This is a genomic window from Brucella sp. IR068 (assembly GCF_049065885.1).
Taxonomy (GTDB): Bacteria; Pseudomonadota; Alphaproteobacteria; order Rhizobiales; family Rhizobiaceae; genus Brucella; species Brucella intermedia.
Genome location: NZ_JBAKHE010000006.1, coordinates 38,952 through 55,257 on the forward strand (window position 1 = coordinate 38,952; position 16,306 = coordinate 55,257).

Genomic DNA, 16,306 nt, shown 5'->3' on the forward strand with positions numbered 1-16,306 from the left:
GTCAGGAGGAGCGGCGGAGTTTTTCCGCCGCCAGAAGAAGTGTTGTGACGATGAGGAATACGACGACTGATACCGCTGCGAGCGTCGGATTGAGCTGGAGGATCATGTCGTCCCACATCTGTTTGGGCAGAGTGGTCTTTATGCCGCCGCTGACAAAGATCGCCACCGTCAGTTCATCGAAGGAGGTAATGAAGGCGAAGAGAAATGCCGCGGTCAGACCGCTACGGATGAGCGGAACGGTCACGAAACGCAACGCCTGTACCTTGTTCGCGCCGAGCGTTGCCGCGGCCTGATCAAGACGCCAGTCATAATTTTTCAGGATTGCCGCAATCGCAACGAAGGCAAAGGGCAAGGCCAGTACCGTATGACCGATCACGAGACCGGTATTCGTGGCCACAAGGCCGATCTGGGCGAACAGATAAAACAGGCCGACCGCGATAACGATACGTGGAACGATCATGGGAGCGAGGAAGAATGCGAATATCAGCCCGGCCCAACGGGACCGCGAGCGAGCCAGCGCCAGCGCAGCAAAGCCGCCGATGACTGTCGCGAGGATTGCCGTTGCAAAAGCCACACCGAACGACCGCACGGTTGCGGATAACCAGAGGTCGGAGGTGAAATAGGCTCGAAACCAGTCGAGACTGAAACCGGGAGGCGGAAATTCCAGAAACTGCGAACTGGTGAAAGCAATCGGGATCACGATCAGCGTCGGCAGCATCAGAAACGCGCAGGACAGAAAGCAGTAAATTCCCAATAGACGCTTCGTGATGGCTTGTCCGAGCAAAGTGCGGACAGCCATGGCAATGCGGCTGGACGCAAGTGCACTGATTTCCAGAATACGCAAGCCGATATTTCGCAGAATACCATTCTTGCCTTTGTGTGCAGCTCCCGTATCACCTGAAAGGCTTGAAAGGCCGAAGACGCGATCATAGACCCAGCATGTGACAAGGGCCGCGACCAGCATCATGGCAGCCAGCGCCCCCGCGAAGGCCCAGTTCAGGATTTCCTGCACCTGGACGATAATCAACTGCGCGAGCATGGTCTGCTGGCGTCCGCCCAAAAGGGCGGGAACAATGAAGAAGCCGAGGGAAGAAATAAAGGTGAGGAGACCGGCCGCAGCCGCGCCCGGCAGGGACAACGGGAAATAAACCAGCCAGAAACTCTTGGCCGAATCCGCCCCCAGCGTGCCCGAAGCCTGTGTGAGCCTGCGGTCGATCCCGCTCATGACTGGCAGCATGGTCAATACGGCAAGCGGCAGCATGGCATGAACCATGCCTATCATGACGCCGAACTCATTGTGTAACATTTCCAACGGCGAGCCTATCACGCCCGAACCGAGACCAAGCTGATTGATAACCCCGGTGCGTCCAAGAAGAATAACCCACGCAAAACTCTTAACGAGATAACTCGTCCAGAACGGCACCATCACCAGCAAAATCATCATGCCGCGCTTGCGCTCCGGCAGGCGCGACAGCCAATAGGCGAGCGGATAGCCGAACAGAAGCGAGAACATCGTGGTCAGGGCCGCAATGCGAAACGTGATAAGCAAAACACGAAAATATACATCCGTGTCGAAAATTCGCGTGTAATGCGCTCCCGTAATCGCACCGGTGTCCGCGTTTTCGAAGCTCAAGCCCATCAGCCGCGCGACAGGCACCAGAAAGAAAATGATCAGGAAGACAAGTCCCGGCGCGACCAGCCAAAGCGGACCGAAACGGAAGCGAGCACGTGTCGTACCCGCCTGAGAAACTGCAGCAACACTCATGGCGTCACCAGAACAGCCGCTTCCGGCTGCCAGCTCAGGGTAACATTTTCGCCGAGCGCTGGGATAGGCCGACCCGGCAGCACCCGTACAGTCAGAAGGCGCGCTTCGGCTGCATCCACCAATACGCGCGTTTCAGAACCTGCATAGACCACTTCCGCTACCCGGCCGCGAACGCGATTTGCGCCGGCATCGCCGAGTTCCATATGTTCAGGCCGCACCACCAGCGCCATCTCGCCATCGTGAATGTCACATGCCTTATCGAGAAGAAGCTTCGCATTTTTGGTCGAAAGGTGCGGGCGACCGTCACTGCCGGTTTCGATATTGCCGCGAAATATGTTGGAGATCCCGATGAAGTCTGCGGCAAAGGCTGTCGTGGGACGGGAATAGATTTCTTGCGGCGGCGCAATCTGTTCGACCATTGCGTGGTTCATCAGGCAAATGCGATCCGAGAGAGCAAGTGCCTCCTCCTGATCATGGGTCACATAAACGATGGTGGCACCTGTCTGGCGATGCAATTGCTTGATTTCGAATTGCATATGCTCGCGCAGTTTCTTGTCGAGCGCTCCCAGCGGTTCATCCATGAGAATGATGGACGGCTGGTAGACAAAGCAGCGGGCGAGAGCCACGCGCTGTTGCTGGCCGCCCGAAAGCTCACGCGGGAATCGCGAGGCAAGATGACCAAGCTGCACCATATCCAGCGTGCGCTGCACCTGAGCCTTGACGTCAGCAGACTTCTGACCCCGCATCTTTAGCGGAAAGGCGATGTTTTCCTCGACAGTAAGATGCGGAAACAACGCGTAATGCTGGAAAACAAGGCCGATATCGCGCTTATGCACCGGCGTATCCGTTTCGTCCCTGCCATCGATGAAGAGTCGGCCTTCACTCGGCAGAACGAGACCGCTGATCATCTGAAGGAGCGTCGTCTTACCGGACCCCGAGGGTCCAAGAAGCGTCAAGAACTCGCCCGGCTTCACCGCAATATTTGTCGGTTTGAGCGCGATGGTTTCGCCATAGCGCTTGGATAGTCCGTCAACGAGAAGTTTCGGCTCAAGAGCGTGTTCGGGTTTGGCAAGCATGTCGTTCCCCTTAAACCCGGAGCCAGCGACCTCGCCGGCCGCTGCTCCATCTTTTGTTTTTCATATTGCGTAGTCAGTCCGACCGCATGGGTCGCCCAGGTTCAGCTTTGCTCAAGTGCAGCTCAGCCAAGTATCCAGGCATTGAAGCGCTCGGTCATTTCCGAACGATTGGCGCTCCACCAGTCTTCGCTGGCGATGCTCATCTGTTTCAGATTGGCTTCGAAGGTCGGCAACGACGATGCCCGTTCCGCCGGAATATGCTCGTAGGCCTTCAGGTTGGTCGGGCCGTAAGCGAGAAACTCCGTGAACAGCGCCTGCTGTTTCGGATCGGTGCAGAACTTGACGAACTGACGGGCGATATCGGCACGCGGCGATCCTTTGGGGATACCCCAACCTTCGATGGAATAAAGGCCCTGGTTCCAGCCGATTTTCACCGGAGCGCCCCCATCGATGACGGCTTGCGCACGTGCGTTCCACAAGGCGATCATGTCCACTTCGCCGCTCTGGATAAGCTGGCTCGACTGGGCGCCGCCCGTCCACCATACATCCACATGCGGCTTGATCTTTTCGAGGCTGGCATAGGCGCGCTCAATATCGAGCGGGTAGAGCTTGTCGAGCGGAACGCCATCGGCGAGCAATGCCTGTTCCAGCGTATCGATTGGGTTCTTGCGCAACGACCGGCGGCCCGGAAACTTTTCGACGTTCCAGAAGTCCGCCCAGGATTTTGGCGCTGCCGCATCGTCAAATCGGTCGGTGCGATAGGCCATGATCGTTGAATAGACATCTACACCGAGCCAGACTTCGGTCAGCGAATCCGGCATCAGGCCCGGAGCATCGGCGGCGACAATACCGATCGGCTCGAGCAGATTACGCTTCTGGAGAATATCGCGTGCTGATAGCGTCAGCGTGCAGACATCCCAGCTATAGGAACCGGTCTCGACCATGGCGCGAAATTGCGCCGTAGGTTCGGCATCGCGCGCTACATTGACCACCTTGATCCCTGTCGCCTTCTCAAAGGGATCATAGAATGCCTTGCGATAGCCGGGGCTGTAAGGTCCACCCGGATCGGCTACCGTCAGTGGCTCCGCGGCTGAAGCCCGACGCGTAAGAATGGCCGGGGTAGCAAGTGCTATGCCGAGCCCGCCTCCGAGCTTCAGTAGATTCCGGCGATGAATTGTAATCGTCTTCCCATTTTTCATTGTTTTCCCTCCGGCATGTCATTCGGTATGCGATATCAAACCGTCCGCCCCTTTTTGGGACGGACGGACATTGGTTGGTCAGGAAGCTTTGCGGGCCGCACGCTCGGCGAGAAACTGCTCCATCATGCGAGCCGGTTCACCCGATGCATAGGCTTCCTTCTGAATGCGCGATCCCGCAGCCAGACAGTCGCGGAAGCCTGCTTCCGTCATTTCGCGGAAACGCTGCTTGTTGAGACGCATGGCTACCGGCGGCTTGGCGCCGAGTTCCCGTCCGAGCGCGACAGCTTCATCCAGGACCTTGGACTGATCGACAATGCGATTTATGATTCCGATGGCGTGGCATTCCTCGGAATCCATCAGGCGCCCGCTCAGCGTGAGGTCGATGGTGCGGGCAAGACCGATGATCTCGCGCATGATCCACGGGCCGGTGGTGCTGGCGATGCCGGAATTGATCTCCGGTTGGCCCATGCGGACGGCCGGATGGCCGATACGGAAATCACAGAGAAGCGCTACCTGAAAGGCAGACCCGGCAGCGACACCGTTGAGCGCCGCGATCAGTGGTTTGGAGAGCGAACGCATGCGATCATAAAGACGCTCCCATTCGCCAACCCATTCCTTGCCGCGCTCGGCATCGAACGTCCGGGTTTCATTGAGATCCTGACCTGCGCTGAACGCACGGTCGCCGCCCCCGGTCAGAATGATCGCACGGATATCGGCGTCGCCTTCAAACACATCGAAAGCCTCGATGAGCTGGCGGCGCATCGCGCTGTGCCACGCATTGAGGATGTGGGGACGGTTGAGCGTGATGATGCCGACCTCGCCTCGACGCTCAGTCAGGATAAAGCGATCCATTGTGTTCTCCCTTTGGGGTTATGCGCTTACAAATCTTTTATTGCATTGCAATAACTATTATGTTATGGTGATTTTATTGTATTATAATGTCAAGCATCTTTTCAGATTCTTGATAATTCTGCTATTAAACGACGATTATCTCAGGCGAGTTTTTGATGGTACGCAAAGCGGAAAAGTCAGTGAAATCAGTCAATGAAAGCGTGGGCAGTGATCGCGATCCACTGCTCGTGCAATCCGTCGAAAAAGCATTTCGTGTTTTGCGGGCCTTTGATGGCAGCAGGCCAACTCTCAGCCTGTCTCAGATCGCGGAAGAGACCGGGCTGGATATTTCAGCGGCGCAGCGGTTCACTTATACACTCACCAAACTGGGCTATCTGACCAAGAGCAGCGAAACGAAGCGTTTTGAACTGGGCGTAAAGACGCTGGACTTCGGCTACCATTACAGCCGCGCCAGTGTGCTCGTCGAACGGGGTACGCCTTATCTTCTTCACCTGAGCAAAATCACGGAAGAGACGGTAAACCTGACCGTTCTGGACGAGACCGACATCGTTTTCGTCCAGCGATTCATGAGCCGCCATGTATTGAACAACGATGTCGTCACCGGCATGCGTCTACCGGCTTACTGCACGGCACCCGGCATTGCTATCCTCTCGGCCCTGTCGGAAGATGAAGCGAACGCAGTGCTGGATCGCTCTCATTTGCATCCCTACACACCCCACACCACATGGAATCGCGACGAGTTGAATGCAAAGCTCAAGCAAGCCGCAGCCAAGGGCTATGCAACTGCATTTGAGGAATATTTCCACGGCGATCTTTCCTTCGCATCGCCTATTCTGGACGCTCGGGGCCATCCCTATGGCGCAATCAATATTGCTGTATCTCGCAGCCGCTATACGCCAGAGGAAGCAGAAGAGAAATATGCGCCTCTTGTGACGGCGGCAGCCCGTTCAATCACTCTTATTACGAACGCAAGGCGCTAGGTTTCTGAGGAGAGCAGGAGTTCAGTGAAGGCAATGAGGTTTTCGCGGTCGTTCCAATCCGGTGACGGTTGGTCCCGGGGACTTTAGAGAATTGTCTATCGAGACGTTCTCATCTCACGTTCTCATTCAATTTGGACGTTATCTGAAGCGGATCGTTACCGTGGATAAACGCGGTCCACTAAAAGTTGCATAATCGCCACATTCACCCCATTGCTTTTTCCGATTGCTGTTTATATGAGGTCTGCGATTTCTCCCCCTAAAAGGGGGGAACAACGCATTTCAGGAACATGTTCAGGCTCGGTTCATCTTGGATGTCCCAATAGCCGTCACAGAACTGGAGCCTCTCTGAGGCCCGGTCAATCGCATCACGTTAATCACTACGAGCTCAGAATGACTCTTCCTACGAATGGCCACGAACGTCTGGCACATGGCGGGTTCGCCACCCCCGAGCAACTTGCCAACCAGATCCGCGCCGTCTGGCAGGACAATGGCCTGACGTGGAAACCTACCGCCCGTTGGTTTCCACGTATGCCTGCACATCTGGACGAGATATTCGGCCTGCTATTTGACACGGACGCAGACGGGCATGTCGATGCCATTCTGTTCGCCGACGAGCGGCGTTCGTCGCCTCTGCACAACATTCGCGATTTTGTCGGCTCACTTCAGTCCCCGCTCATAGACCTCAAGGGGCGTGCCGGCGATTTTGCTGACGCGCATTTCGACCTGCAAGAGCCCCGGACGTGGACAGAAACCGCCCGGCGCATCCTCAAGTTTCGTCAGCAGGGGGACGCACTGACCCTGCAGTTCCGTCAGTCGGTGGATCCCGAGATCCAATTGCTGGCGCACATGTACGTTTCGAACAAAGAGCTGCGAGCAATGCGCTATCCGCTGGCACCGGAAGCCGTCTGCTATCCGGGATTCTACTCGGCCGGGAAGATCGTCCCGCTTGCCGAAAGCCTTGTGTTGCGCGGGTTCCTGAAACGGCGTTTCTTCGATCGGCTGCACGAGTGTCCAAACTGCCACTCGCGTCGTCTGTCCGTCCGCGAGGAATGCCCATCCTGCCGCTCGGCCGATCTGCGCGAAAGTCCGCTCATTCATCATTTCCATTGTGCGACCATATTGCCGCAAGAGCAATTCCGGCAGGGAATGTCGCTGGTCTGCCCCAAATGCCAGCGCCAGCTTCGCAACTACGGGAAAGACTACGATCGCCCGGGCGAAGCGTATACTTGCAACACATGTGAAGCTACATCGTCGGAAGTCGAAGTCGGGTTCGTCTGTCTGGATTGCAATGCCCGTACGGATGGTGAAGCAATCCAGCAAGTGGATCTCCACAGCTATCTCCTGACGGACGCCGGTGCGGCATTTCTGGAGGGCAGGCTTTCCGTGACCGACTCTTCTCTACCAGTTCCGCTGCAAAGAGAGATCGACCGCATCAATGCATCCGCGGGTGCGAATGCAGCCCTGGCAGAAATTCGGTTCGCCGATGGCGAACAGGTAATCTCGGTCAATGGCCGCCCCACATTCGACAAGTCCCGGGATCTCTTTTTCGAGAATCTGCGTAACCGTTTGGGCGTTGCCGCTTCGCTCTTTGTAGATGGTGATATGGCCTATCTTCTGGCAGAACGCTTTGATGCGGTCCTTGAGCGGGAGTTGCAGGACACCGTGCGAAGCAGCGAGGAAGTCCTACGTGTCAAGCTGTCTCCCGTGTTGACGGTGAAACAACGTCTCGGAAGAGGCTGACCGTGAACACGCTGGAACTGGGCTTCGCATTTCTGCTGAGCCAGACGACCCTTAGTATCATGTCGGTCTTCTGGTACACGTTGATCTTCGAATTTCCACGCTACATCCTGCCATTTCTCGTGGCGGGAATGGTCATGCGTTCGCCGGATGCCGAGGCGCTGATCGAAGAAGACGGCACGGCCAGCGAGCATCCCAGCGTCAGTGTCATTCTCGTGGGGCATAACGAGGAAGATGCGCTTGAGGCTTGCGTCCGCTCTCTGCACGAGCAGTCTATACAGAACTTTGAGATCGTCATCGTCAGCGACGGTTCTACTGACCGCATGGTCGAGGTCGCTCAATCCCTCGTCAAACAGGGACTGGCAACGAAAGTGCTATCCACCAGTCTGCGCGGCGGCAAGTCCAGCGGCATCAATCTAGCATGCGCCTACGCTTCGGGCGATATCATAATCAATGTCGACTGTGACTGTTCGTTCGACCGATACGCATTCGAATATCTGCTGAGGCCGTTTTCCGATCCTGCAGTGGGCGCCGTCTGTGGGGATATCGCTCCTCGCAACAGCGATGCGAGTGTTATCAGCCAGTTTCAGGAAATCGAATACCTGCAATCTATTGCAGTCGGCAAGCGCATTGCCAGCGCGGTCAATCAGGTCGTCTGCGCGTCAGGCGCCTTCAGTGCTTTCCGGCGCAAGGCTCTGGACGACATCCGTGGCTTTGATGTTGGCGGCGGGGAAGACCTGGATACGACAATCAGACTTCGCCTGAAGGGCTGGCGGATCGAATACGCCCCCGAGGCGGTGTGTTATACCGATGTGCCTACGACTGTTTATCAGTACATACGGCAACGCCTGCGGTGGGAACGCGACGCGATCTGGATTCGCTATCGCAAGCACGTTCAGCTGATGAACCCGCTATCGCCCGCATTCCGGATCACCGAGGCCGTCCATCAGTGGGATTTCCTGCTCTTCAACGTCGTGGGAGCTTTTATCTTCCCGGTCTATCTGGTCTGGCTGTTCATCCAGTATGGAGCCTTCACACCAGCAATCCTGATCGCAATGCAGATCGGTCTGCTGGCAATCGATGTGCTCATTCTGGCTGCTTCCGCCTGGTGTACGGGTCGGCATGTTTTCCTGCGCAACCTCTTGTTCCTGCCGGGTTATTCCCTGTTCATGACTTATGTCATGCGCCCCGTCAGACTCATTGCCTATATTGACGAATGGGTGTTCTCCGGCTCTCACCGTGACAATTACACACCGGTGAAAGTCCGCATGCAACGTCCCTGGTAAAAACGGAAAATCAAGTGAAACGTCTACGCAAACAAACTCGCATCGATGTTCTCGATGCTCAGAAGCGCTCGTCCTCCGGAAAACTCGGGCGTATGATCTATCTCGGCCTGGTCTTCGTTTTTCTAGGTTCGCTCGCTTATTACCTCATCGGCAACATGTTCGTCCTGTCTATCGATGGCACTGTCCTGAAAGAGCGCTATCTGGTTAGCGCCAACTATCCAGGCAAGGTGACAGAGGTTTTTGTCAAGGAAGGTGATGAAGTGCAAGCCGGTACGCAGCTTGCGCGCATTGAGTCATTCGAGATGATTCAGGAACTCGCCAATATCGCCTTCCGGGACAGCGATCTCGCTATCCGTGAGGGGCAGCTTCAAGGCAAACTCGGCTCCATCACTGCTGTATTTCCTCTGGCAGAGCGCACCGCACGCGAAACGAAAGGCACTTCGAGCCAGTTCGATACTGTTTCAGGGAAAGGCATCGTGTCTTCGCTTGCCAAGGACGACGCGCTTCGCAACAGCCTGCAAGCCGCTGAACGTGTTGCCCAACTGCAAAGCGAAAAGGCAGCTACGGAAAACGAACTGAAGCTCCTTCAGCAATCGCGTGCCATCTATCGTCAGGCGATGGACAAACTGAATGGGATTTATGATCAGGGTTTCCTGCGTGCCAGCATGGCAGGAACCGTGGGCGCCAAGGTGCCTCTCCCGGGCCAGGTGGTGAAGTTCAGTGACGAGCTTATGCAGATCAATGGCGGAGAATCCTATATTCTCGCATACCTGCCGGATGAATATCTGTTCAATGTCCGCAAAGGCATGACGGTGAATGTTTCCGGTGGAGCACAGTCTGCCAAGGGTAAAATCGAAACTATATTGACCGTTGCCGATGCCCTGCCCGCGGAGTTCCAGAACATGTTCCGTCCACGTGACCGGTCTCGGTTGATCCGCATCGCGCTTGAGAATGAAAACCCCTTCGCAGTATCCCAGAAAGTAACCATTTCCGGCTGCGCTTTCGGCTATTGCTGGGCCAATTAGCGGCTACAATCTACCGCTTTCCATAGAGCATTTCCAGCAAAAGTGTGAAACGGTTTTGCGTTGGATAATGCGATAAAACAAATAGTTAGAGCGGTTCCGGCGATTCTGTCAGAACAGGAACCGCCCTAGCAACCGTCTCTACGCGGCGGGTTCGTTCGCCCAGGCGCGGTTGCGAGGAGATATTGTTTAATAGCTTGACTTGACCATTTCTGCGCGATCAGGAACCCGCTTGCCTCTGTTGAGAAAAGTTATTATTTCAGATCGTCCTAGTTTCAATGAAAGCCGCGTGAACCTTGCCGGAACAGAATTCGAGAATGGAGACGAAGCCGGCAGTCATTCAGGTCAACGATTTATCCGTCGACTATGACGGTTCGCCTGCGCTGACATCCGTTAATGTCTCTGTCAGCGCCGGTCGGATAACTGCGATATGCGGCGCCAATGGTTCCGGCAAAAGCACATTGTTGCGTTGCATGGCACGCTTGCAAAAAGCCTCGCAGGGCACCGTGCTTTTCGAAGGACGGAACATCAGTGGCATGCGCCGCCACGAACTTGCCAGAAAGGTCGCAGTACTTGGGCAGATGCCTGAAGTTCCGGCAGGCCTTACGGTCGAGGAACTCGTTGAAAATGGTCGCCATCCTCATCGGGGGCTGCTCTCGCGCCTGGGGCAGGCCGACCGGGCCATCATCGCACAATCGATCACACAGGTCGGACTGGAAAACCTTCGGCACCGGCAGGTCGCTTCATTGTCGGGCGGCGAACGGCAACGGGCCTGGGTTGCCCTTGCTCTTGCGCAGAACCCTTCCGTACTCTTCCTTGATGAGCCGACGAACTTTCTCGATATACGGCATCAGTCCGAGCTTCTAACTCTTCTGAAAAAGCTCAACCGAGAGCGTAATCTCACCATCATAGCCGTACTTCACGATCTCAATCAGGTAATTGAGCTGGCTGACGATGTCATTCTAATGCGCAAGGGGCGGCTTATGGCTTCCGGCGACCCGCAAAGCGTCCTGACGAGACAGCATCTCAAGGAAGCCTTTGAATTCGACATGGACGTTATCGCCCACCCTGTGCTGCCGATCTCCTTCTGTCTGCCGCGCTGGATTGTCGATGATCAAAATCAGGCCGCGAGATGAGGTCACGGGACGCCGTCGCGGAAGCTGCCAAGCCCCGAACCCATGTGTTCGGCCTGTTTTTACTGGCGTCGGTGCTACTGCTGGGGCTGATTATCGCCGAACTCCTTGTCGGCAGTGGTAACGTCACGCTGTCCGACGTTTTGCAAGCGCCGTCGCGGCCCCAGTCGCTGGCGCAGATCATCATTGAAACCATCCGCCTGCCCCGGGCTCTTGCCGCTGTTCTTGTCGGGGCCGCCCTTGCAGCCACGGGCGTGATCATGCAGACGGTGCTGCGCAACCCCTTGGCCGCACCCGACATACTGGCTGTCACCAGCGGTGCCCAGCTGGCCCTCATTATTGCCAGTCTATTGCTTCCATTCGCATTTCCGGGCTTTCTCGCAACGATCCTCGGCGGAGCTATCGGCGGAGGTCTCTGTCTTCTGGTGGGAGGCGGATTGCGCGCGCAGCCGGTTCGGCTTGCGCTTGCAGGGGTGGCAATCTCCCTCGCCTTCTCGGCTCTTTCATCAGCGATTGTGCTTATGGCCGACGATCGGGCATCGGGCATTCTTTTGTGGTCTTCCGGTCTTCTGGAGCAATCCGGCTGGACCAGGGTTGCTTCGCTGGCGCCAGCAATACTAGCCGGAATATTGCTGCTTGCACTCCTGGGGCGACAATTCGATGTTATGGCGCTCGGTAACGACATGGCCTCGGGTCTCGGCCTTGGGAAAGCGCCGGCCATCATCGGTTTGCTGGCTACGGTCGTCCTTTCCGGCGCGGCGGTTTCCATCGCGGGACCGATTGGCTTCATTGGCCTCGCCGTCCCGAATTTCCTGCGGGCTGTTGGTTTTCACAAACACGGTCTTCTTCTGCCGGCAGCCGCGCTTTTGGGGGCTGTCGCACTTCTGGCTGCCGATGTTGCGGCACAGCTGTTGAGCAGCCATGGCACGATCATCCCCGCTGGAGTTTTCGTCGCCTGTTTCGCTGCCCCCGTCCTGATTCTGGTTCTTCGCAGGATCAAAGGGGAGACGCGTACGCGCGCAAACGTCGTTTCGCATAAGGTTTTGTTTCAGCGGAAAACAGTGCTCTATCCCGTTCTCGCCGGATTGATGGTGGCGGCTTTCCTGCTCGGCCTGCTCTTCGGTGACGGAGTGGCCGGTTGGCAAACCGATTGGAATACCGTCTACGCCCTGCGCATGCCGCGCGTGTTGATCGCCATGGGGGCGGGAGCATTGCTTGCATGCGCTGGCCTGCTGCTTCAACTCGTCACCCGCAATCCGCTTTCGGGTCCGGAAACCTTGGGCCTGTCGCAAGGGACTGCGCTTGCCGGTCTTGCCGGACTTTTGATCGGGGTCGTGCCCGGCAGCCCGTTATTCGCGCTTCTCGCCTTGCTCGGTGCAGGCCTGGTCGTCCTGTGCATTTCGCTTCTTTCGATCCGGATGTCGCCCGAGCGCACCGCGCTGACCGGCATTGCGGTCGCCGCCAGTCTCGCGGCGGTCAGCACAATCATCGTCATTGAAGCCAAATTGCAGGTCGCCGAGGCGCTTTCCTGGCTGGCGGGGTCCACGCACGGCCGCAACTGGCAGGATGTCACGGCACTTGCTCCCTGGCTCGTCCTCATCCCCTTGATGATGATACTCGCACGGTGGTTCGATATTCTGGCAATGGGGCGGGACGAAGCGGAATCCATTGGTCTCAACACAATGTCCGCCCGAATATGGACGATGCTTTTGGCCTCGCTCGCGGTGGCGGGTGCTGTGGCGACGGTTGGCGCAATAGGCTTCGTGGGATTGATCGCTCCGCATGCCGCGCGGTTGTGCAGCGGCGCCCGCTATCGCCAGCTCGTGCCTGTTACGGCGCTTATCGGAGCAATCCTCACCGCCTTCGCGGATATGTTTGGAAGAACCCTGATAGCGCCGCAGGAAATTCCCGCAGGGATTGTCACCGCCTTCATCGGAGCGCCGTTATTCATTCTGCTGATGCGCCGTGAATCGCGATAACCTCTGCTTGTATCCGGCCCGGAATGCCGGACCATCGCCCGCAAGAATGGTTTTGCGTAAGATAATGCTCATCGCGTTTGGGTCAGGCGGGGAGCGCGCTTTCCACGCGATCCAGCAGACGCAACATCGACCGTGTGGACCCGAAAGGCCAGATATCAGGACCTATTGCGTGCACCTGATTGCTCGCCACCATTGGCAGGACCGGCCAAAGGGCGCTTTCCGTCAGTTCCCGCGAAGGCTCATCGCCAAGAAGACAGAGATGCGTGTCAGCATCGAGCACGGCGAGATCTTCCAGCCCCAGCGTGGTGAAACCGAAGGACTGGCTGCCAAGATCGACAGCCGTGGAAAATCCGGCTTTTGACAGCGTCGTCATCGCGGCGGAATTGGATGTAAAGATGCGCAGACGGGCGACGCCCGGCAGTGGCTGCGCAATGACAATCCTGGTTTCCTGCGGCAAGCGCTTCGACCGCGCTGAGGAAAGACGCTCTTCAAAAGAGACCCATTCCTCACGTGCTTCCGGCTCTCGCCCCACCGCTTTGCCCGAAGCCACAAGCCCGGCTTTGATGTTGTCGTAGAAGTCGGACTTTTCGGAACCTTCGTCGAGCAGCAAGGTTGGCGAAATTTCGTTCAGGCGATCTGCAATGGCGCCATGGCGCAATGCGGATGTGACAATGAGATCGGGCTTGAGACGCATCAAGGCCTCAAGGCTTGGCTGCTGACGCCCGCCGACATCGACCGCACTGGAAAGCTTATCGTTCCCAATGTTCACCCACTGGCGATACCCAGCCAGATCGGCAGCCCCGACAGGAACAATGCCGAGCGAAAGGAGAGTTTCAGTTGCAGCCCATTCCAGCGTTACAACTTTCGAGGACTCTGCGCGGGCGACAGATGTAAGGGCAGCCAAGGCCGCCCCTACAAGAATATCACGCCGAGAAAAAACTGTTACCATCGAACGCTCGTCGTCGCGACGATGGAACGACCCTGACCATAATAGCACTGGCTGGTGGAATTGCAGCCGGCAACATATTTCTTGTCGCCGAGATTGAAAGCATTGACCTGCAAACGATAATTGCCGATGTCGTAACGCAGAAACGCGTCCACCAGTGTATAGGACGGCACATAGAAGGTGTTGAGCGTGTCGCCCGCCGTCTTTCCGATGCGACGCACACCGCCACCGACGACAAGGTTGCCTTCGATATTGCCCGGCAACGGCATGTCGTAGCTCAGGAACAAGGATTGCTGGTTCTTCGGCACGGTATAAGGCAATTTGCCGATCTGGTCAGGATTCTGGCTTTCGCTGACTTCGGGGTCCTGGAAGCTCAATGCAGCGGTGAGGTTCAGCCTGTCCCAGAGACGTGCAGTTCCTTCAAGCTCGATCCCGCGAACCCGCACTTCGTCCGTCTGGTAATAAACCCCGGAGATGCGGTTCACGACATTCTGCTGCTCAGCCTCGAAAGCCGAAAGTGTGACGGTGTAATCCTCTCCCTCCGGTGCATATTTCACGCCCACTTCCTTCAAGGTGCCGGTAGTAGGTTTGAGCGGCGTGTCGGCGAGTGTCAATGTCGGGAGGAACGAAGTCGAGTACAAGGCATATGGAACGAGGCCTGAATCGAACAGGTAAGCCACCCCCACGCGGCCTGTGAACTTGTCCGGATCCTGTTCGTAATCCGTGGTCTTCCCTGATGCGAGTGCGGTCTGTTCGGAACGGATGCTGACGAAATCCTTGCGGCCGCCCAGCGTGACACGCAATTTGCCGACTTCGATCTGGTCCTGAACATAAATGCCGGTCTGGTACTGCTTCTGCAAAAGCCGCGTTGTCGGCGACAGCTCCGCGAGAGGCTGGCCATAGGTCGGATTGAAAAGATCCTGCGTGGGGCCGCTTGCCGAGGCAGTATAATTGTCGAGACGTTGCCATTGCTGATCGAAGCCCACAAGAAGCGTATGAGCCACCAGTCCCGTATCGAAACGCGACTCCAGTTGCGTATCGAAGGCAATCGCATCCAGTTCGGGCTGGGCCAGATAGTTGGTGCGGGGAATCGTATGCCCGTCCCAGCCCTTTGTCGGGATGACGCCTGTGAACAGATTGCGATAATCCGTCTTCATATGCGAGTAGCGAAAATTCTGGCGCAGAGTGAACGTGTCGTTGAAACGGTGCTCGAAATCGTAGCCCGCATAACCGATCTCTTTCTTGTAGATCGCATTGCGCGGATCTCCATCGGAAAAGTCGCGTGAGATCGTCTGTCGGGTCGGGTTTGGCAACACGCTGCCATAGGCCGGGATTATGACGCCGGCCTGTCCCATATCATCCTTCAGATAGCCGCCGGAAACCACGAGACTGGTATCAGCATCCGGCCGCCAGGCGAAACTGGGGTTGATTGCAATACGATCATTCTTGCCCAGATCATAGGATGTGTTGCTATCGCGGAAAATTCCGTTCAGACGATAGGTGAAGCGCGGATCGTTGTTGATAGGCCCTGTAATATCGGCACCGAATTCCTTACGTTCAAAGCTTCCACCGCGCAGATAAATCTCGCGCGAAGCTTCGGCCTGCGGCTGCTTGCTGACCATATTGACGATGCCGCCCACATTGCTCTGACCGAACAGGGCGGAACTCGGGCCGCGCAGGATTTCCACGCTTTCCAAAGAATAAGGTTCGACGACGAAGCCGGAATAGCCGCCAGATTGGCTGGCAATCTGGGGAATGCGCAGGCCATCCAGATAAAGATCGGCCGGAAAGCCGCGCACCGTAAAATAGTCCGAACGAACATCGGCACCATAACGCTGTGCGTTCACATTGGCGCTATAGAGCATAGCTTCGCTGACCGACTGCACCGCGCGGTCGTTCATGTTGTCACGGGTCACAACCGAAATAGACTGGGGGACTTCCCGGATCGGCACGTCACTTTTGGTTGCGGCACGGCTATGCTCGGCAACATAACCTTCTACAGGAGCACGCGGACCTTTCCCATCCGACGTCTGTATCTCGATCGTGTCGAGCTTGAGGATTCCGGTCTCCTGCGCTGCGGATGGCGATGCGATTGCGATGGAAGCCGCACCACCCAAAATTACGGTTTCCAGCAGAGACTTGACGCTCGTCCGGCGTGGGTTCGTTGTGCCCTGTTTGCGCGCAGCACCACTCGTATTCAATTCGGCTCTCCTTGCCGCCCGGCCAGCCGACGGCACTTTCTCCCGCTAGCTGATCGTGGCTGCGGGTTATGCGATGATTTTGGCGTTGCGCAAACTCGAATTTCAGAATAATTCTAATTTGTGCTTATCA

The 16,306-nt window shown here is 56.7% G+C and carries 12 protein-coding genes; 6 read left to right on the forward strand and 6 right to left on the reverse strand.

Annotated elements, in window-relative coordinates; all coding sequences use genetic code 11:
- Position 1 precedes the first annotated feature (1 nt).
- The 4 genes from ACOWVS_RS11735 to ACOWVS_RS11750 all read right to left on the reverse strand — a co-directional run bounded on the left by ACOWVS_RS11735 (position 2) and on the right by ACOWVS_RS11750 (position 4,892).
- Positions 2 to 1,765 (reverse strand): ABC transporter permease subunit, encoded by a 1,764-nt coding sequence (locus ACOWVS_RS11735; protein ID WP_006469651.1) that lies wholly within the window; start codon positions 1,763 to 1,765, stop codon positions 2 to 4.
- A complete protein-coding gene (locus ACOWVS_RS11740) occupies positions 1,762 to 2,841 on the reverse strand; it encodes an ABC transporter ATP-binding protein (protein ID WP_006469650.1) in 1,080 nt (359 codons plus the stop codon). The genes ACOWVS_RS11735 and ACOWVS_RS11740 overlap by 4 nt, the downstream gene beginning before the upstream one ends.
- A gap of 122 nt (positions 2,842 to 2,963) precedes the next feature.
- Positions 2,964 to 4,040 (reverse strand): ABC transporter substrate-binding protein, encoded by a 1,077-nt coding sequence (locus ACOWVS_RS11745; RefSeq protein WP_006469649.1) that lies wholly within the window; start codon positions 4,038 to 4,040, stop codon positions 2,964 to 2,966.
- Between the two features lie 78 nt (positions 4,041 to 4,118).
- Complete coding sequence (locus ACOWVS_RS11750; protein WP_006469648.1) at positions 4,119 to 4,892, reverse strand: enoyl-CoA hydratase/isomerase family protein; 774 nt, start codon at positions 4,890 to 4,892, stop codon at positions 4,119 to 4,121.
- Between the two features lie 155 nt (positions 4,893 to 5,047).
- Between ACOWVS_RS11750 and ACOWVS_RS11755 the strand changes: the two genes are divergently transcribed.
- The 6 genes from ACOWVS_RS11755 to ACOWVS_RS11780 all read left to right on the forward strand — a co-directional run bounded on the left by ACOWVS_RS11755 (position 5,048) and on the right by ACOWVS_RS11780 (position 13,029).
- Complete coding sequence (locus ACOWVS_RS11755) at positions 5,048 to 5,872, forward strand: IclR family transcriptional regulator (protein WP_075041747.1); 825 nt, start codon at positions 5,048 to 5,050, stop codon at positions 5,870 to 5,872.
- A 390-nt stretch (positions 5,873 to 6,262) separates the two neighbouring features.
- A complete protein-coding gene (locus tag ACOWVS_RS11760) occupies positions 6,263 to 7,612 on the forward strand; it encodes a hypothetical protein (RefSeq protein WP_006470740.1) in 1,350 nt (449 codons plus the stop codon).
- A 2-nt stretch (positions 7,613 to 7,614) separates the two neighbouring features.
- Positions 7,615 to 8,895, forward strand: a complete 1,281-nt coding sequence (locus tag ACOWVS_RS11765; RefSeq protein WP_006469645.1) for a glycosyltransferase — start codon at positions 7,615 to 7,617, stop codon at positions 8,893 to 8,895.
- 14 nt (positions 8,896 to 8,909) lie between these two features.
- Positions 8,910 to 9,920 (forward strand): HlyD family secretion protein, encoded by a 1,011-nt coding sequence (locus tag ACOWVS_RS11770; protein WP_006469644.1) that lies wholly within the window; start codon positions 8,910 to 8,912, stop codon positions 9,918 to 9,920.
- 314 nt (positions 9,921 to 10,234) lie between these two features.
- On the forward strand, positions 10,235 to 11,053 hold the full coding sequence (locus tag ACOWVS_RS11775; RefSeq protein WP_006470742.1) for an ABC transporter ATP-binding protein: 819 nt from the start codon (positions 10,235 to 10,237) through the stop codon (positions 11,051 to 11,053).
- Positions 11,050 to 13,029 carry an iron ABC transporter permease gene (locus tag ACOWVS_RS11780; RefSeq protein ID WP_006469642.1) on the forward strand — a complete coding sequence of 660 codons (1,980 nt, stop codon included), beginning with the start codon at positions 11,050 to 11,052 and terminating at the stop codon, positions 13,027 to 13,029. The genes ACOWVS_RS11775 and ACOWVS_RS11780 overlap by 4 nt, the downstream gene beginning before the upstream one ends.
- An 82-nt stretch (positions 13,030 to 13,111) precedes the next feature.
- Here the strand turns inward: ACOWVS_RS11780 and ACOWVS_RS11785 are convergent, their stop codons facing one another.
- Positions 13,112 to 13,978, reverse strand: a complete 867-nt coding sequence (locus ACOWVS_RS11785) for an iron-siderophore ABC transporter substrate-binding protein (RefSeq protein ID WP_050791032.1) — start codon at positions 13,976 to 13,978, stop codon at positions 13,112 to 13,114.
- Positions 13,972 to 16,176 (reverse strand): TonB-dependent siderophore receptor, encoded by a 2,205-nt coding sequence (locus tag ACOWVS_RS11790; RefSeq protein WP_006470744.1) that lies wholly within the window; start codon positions 16,174 to 16,176, stop codon positions 13,972 to 13,974. The genes ACOWVS_RS11785 and ACOWVS_RS11790 overlap by 7 nt, the downstream gene beginning before the upstream one ends.
- Between the last annotated feature and the right edge of the window lie 130 nt (positions 16,177 to 16,306).

What these genes read in the sequence shown, in the direction of transcription:
- ACOWVS_RS11750 (WP_006469648.1), bottom strand. Translation starts at nt 4,892, where the DNA reads ATGGATCGCTTTATCCTGACTGAGCGTCGAGGCGAGGTCGGCATCATC.
- ACOWVS_RS11745 (WP_006469649.1), bottom strand. Translation starts at nt 4,040, where the DNA reads ATGAAAAATGGGAAGACGATTACAATTCATCGCCGGAATCTACTGAAG.
- ACOWVS_RS11740 (WP_006469650.1), bottom strand. Translation starts at nt 2,841, where the DNA reads ATGCTTGCCAAACCCGAACACGCTCTTGAGCCGAAACTTCTCGTTGAC.
- ACOWVS_RS11775 (WP_006470742.1), top strand. Translation starts at nt 10,235, where the DNA reads ATGGAGACGAAGCCGGCAGTCATTCAGGTCAACGATTTATCCGTCGAC.
- ACOWVS_RS11760 (WP_006470740.1), top strand. Translation starts at nt 6,263, where the DNA reads ATGACTCTTCCTACGAATGGCCACGAACGTCTGGCACATGGCGGGTTC.
- ACOWVS_RS11780 (WP_006469642.1), top strand. Translation starts at nt 11,050, where the DNA reads ATGAGGTCACGGGACGCCGTCGCGGAAGCTGCCAAGCCCCGAACCCAT.
- ACOWVS_RS11785 (WP_050791032.1), bottom strand. Translation starts at nt 13,978, where the DNA reads ATGGTAACAGTTTTTTCTCGGCGTGATATTCTTGTAGGGGCGGCCTTG.
- ACOWVS_RS11755 (WP_075041747.1), top strand. Translation starts at nt 5,048, where the DNA reads ATGGTACGCAAAGCGGAAAAGTCAGTGAAATCAGTCAATGAAAGCGTG.
- ACOWVS_RS11735 (WP_006469651.1), bottom strand. Translation starts at nt 1,765, where the DNA reads ATGAGTGTTGCTGCAGTTTCTCAGGCGGGTACGACACGTGCTCGCTTC.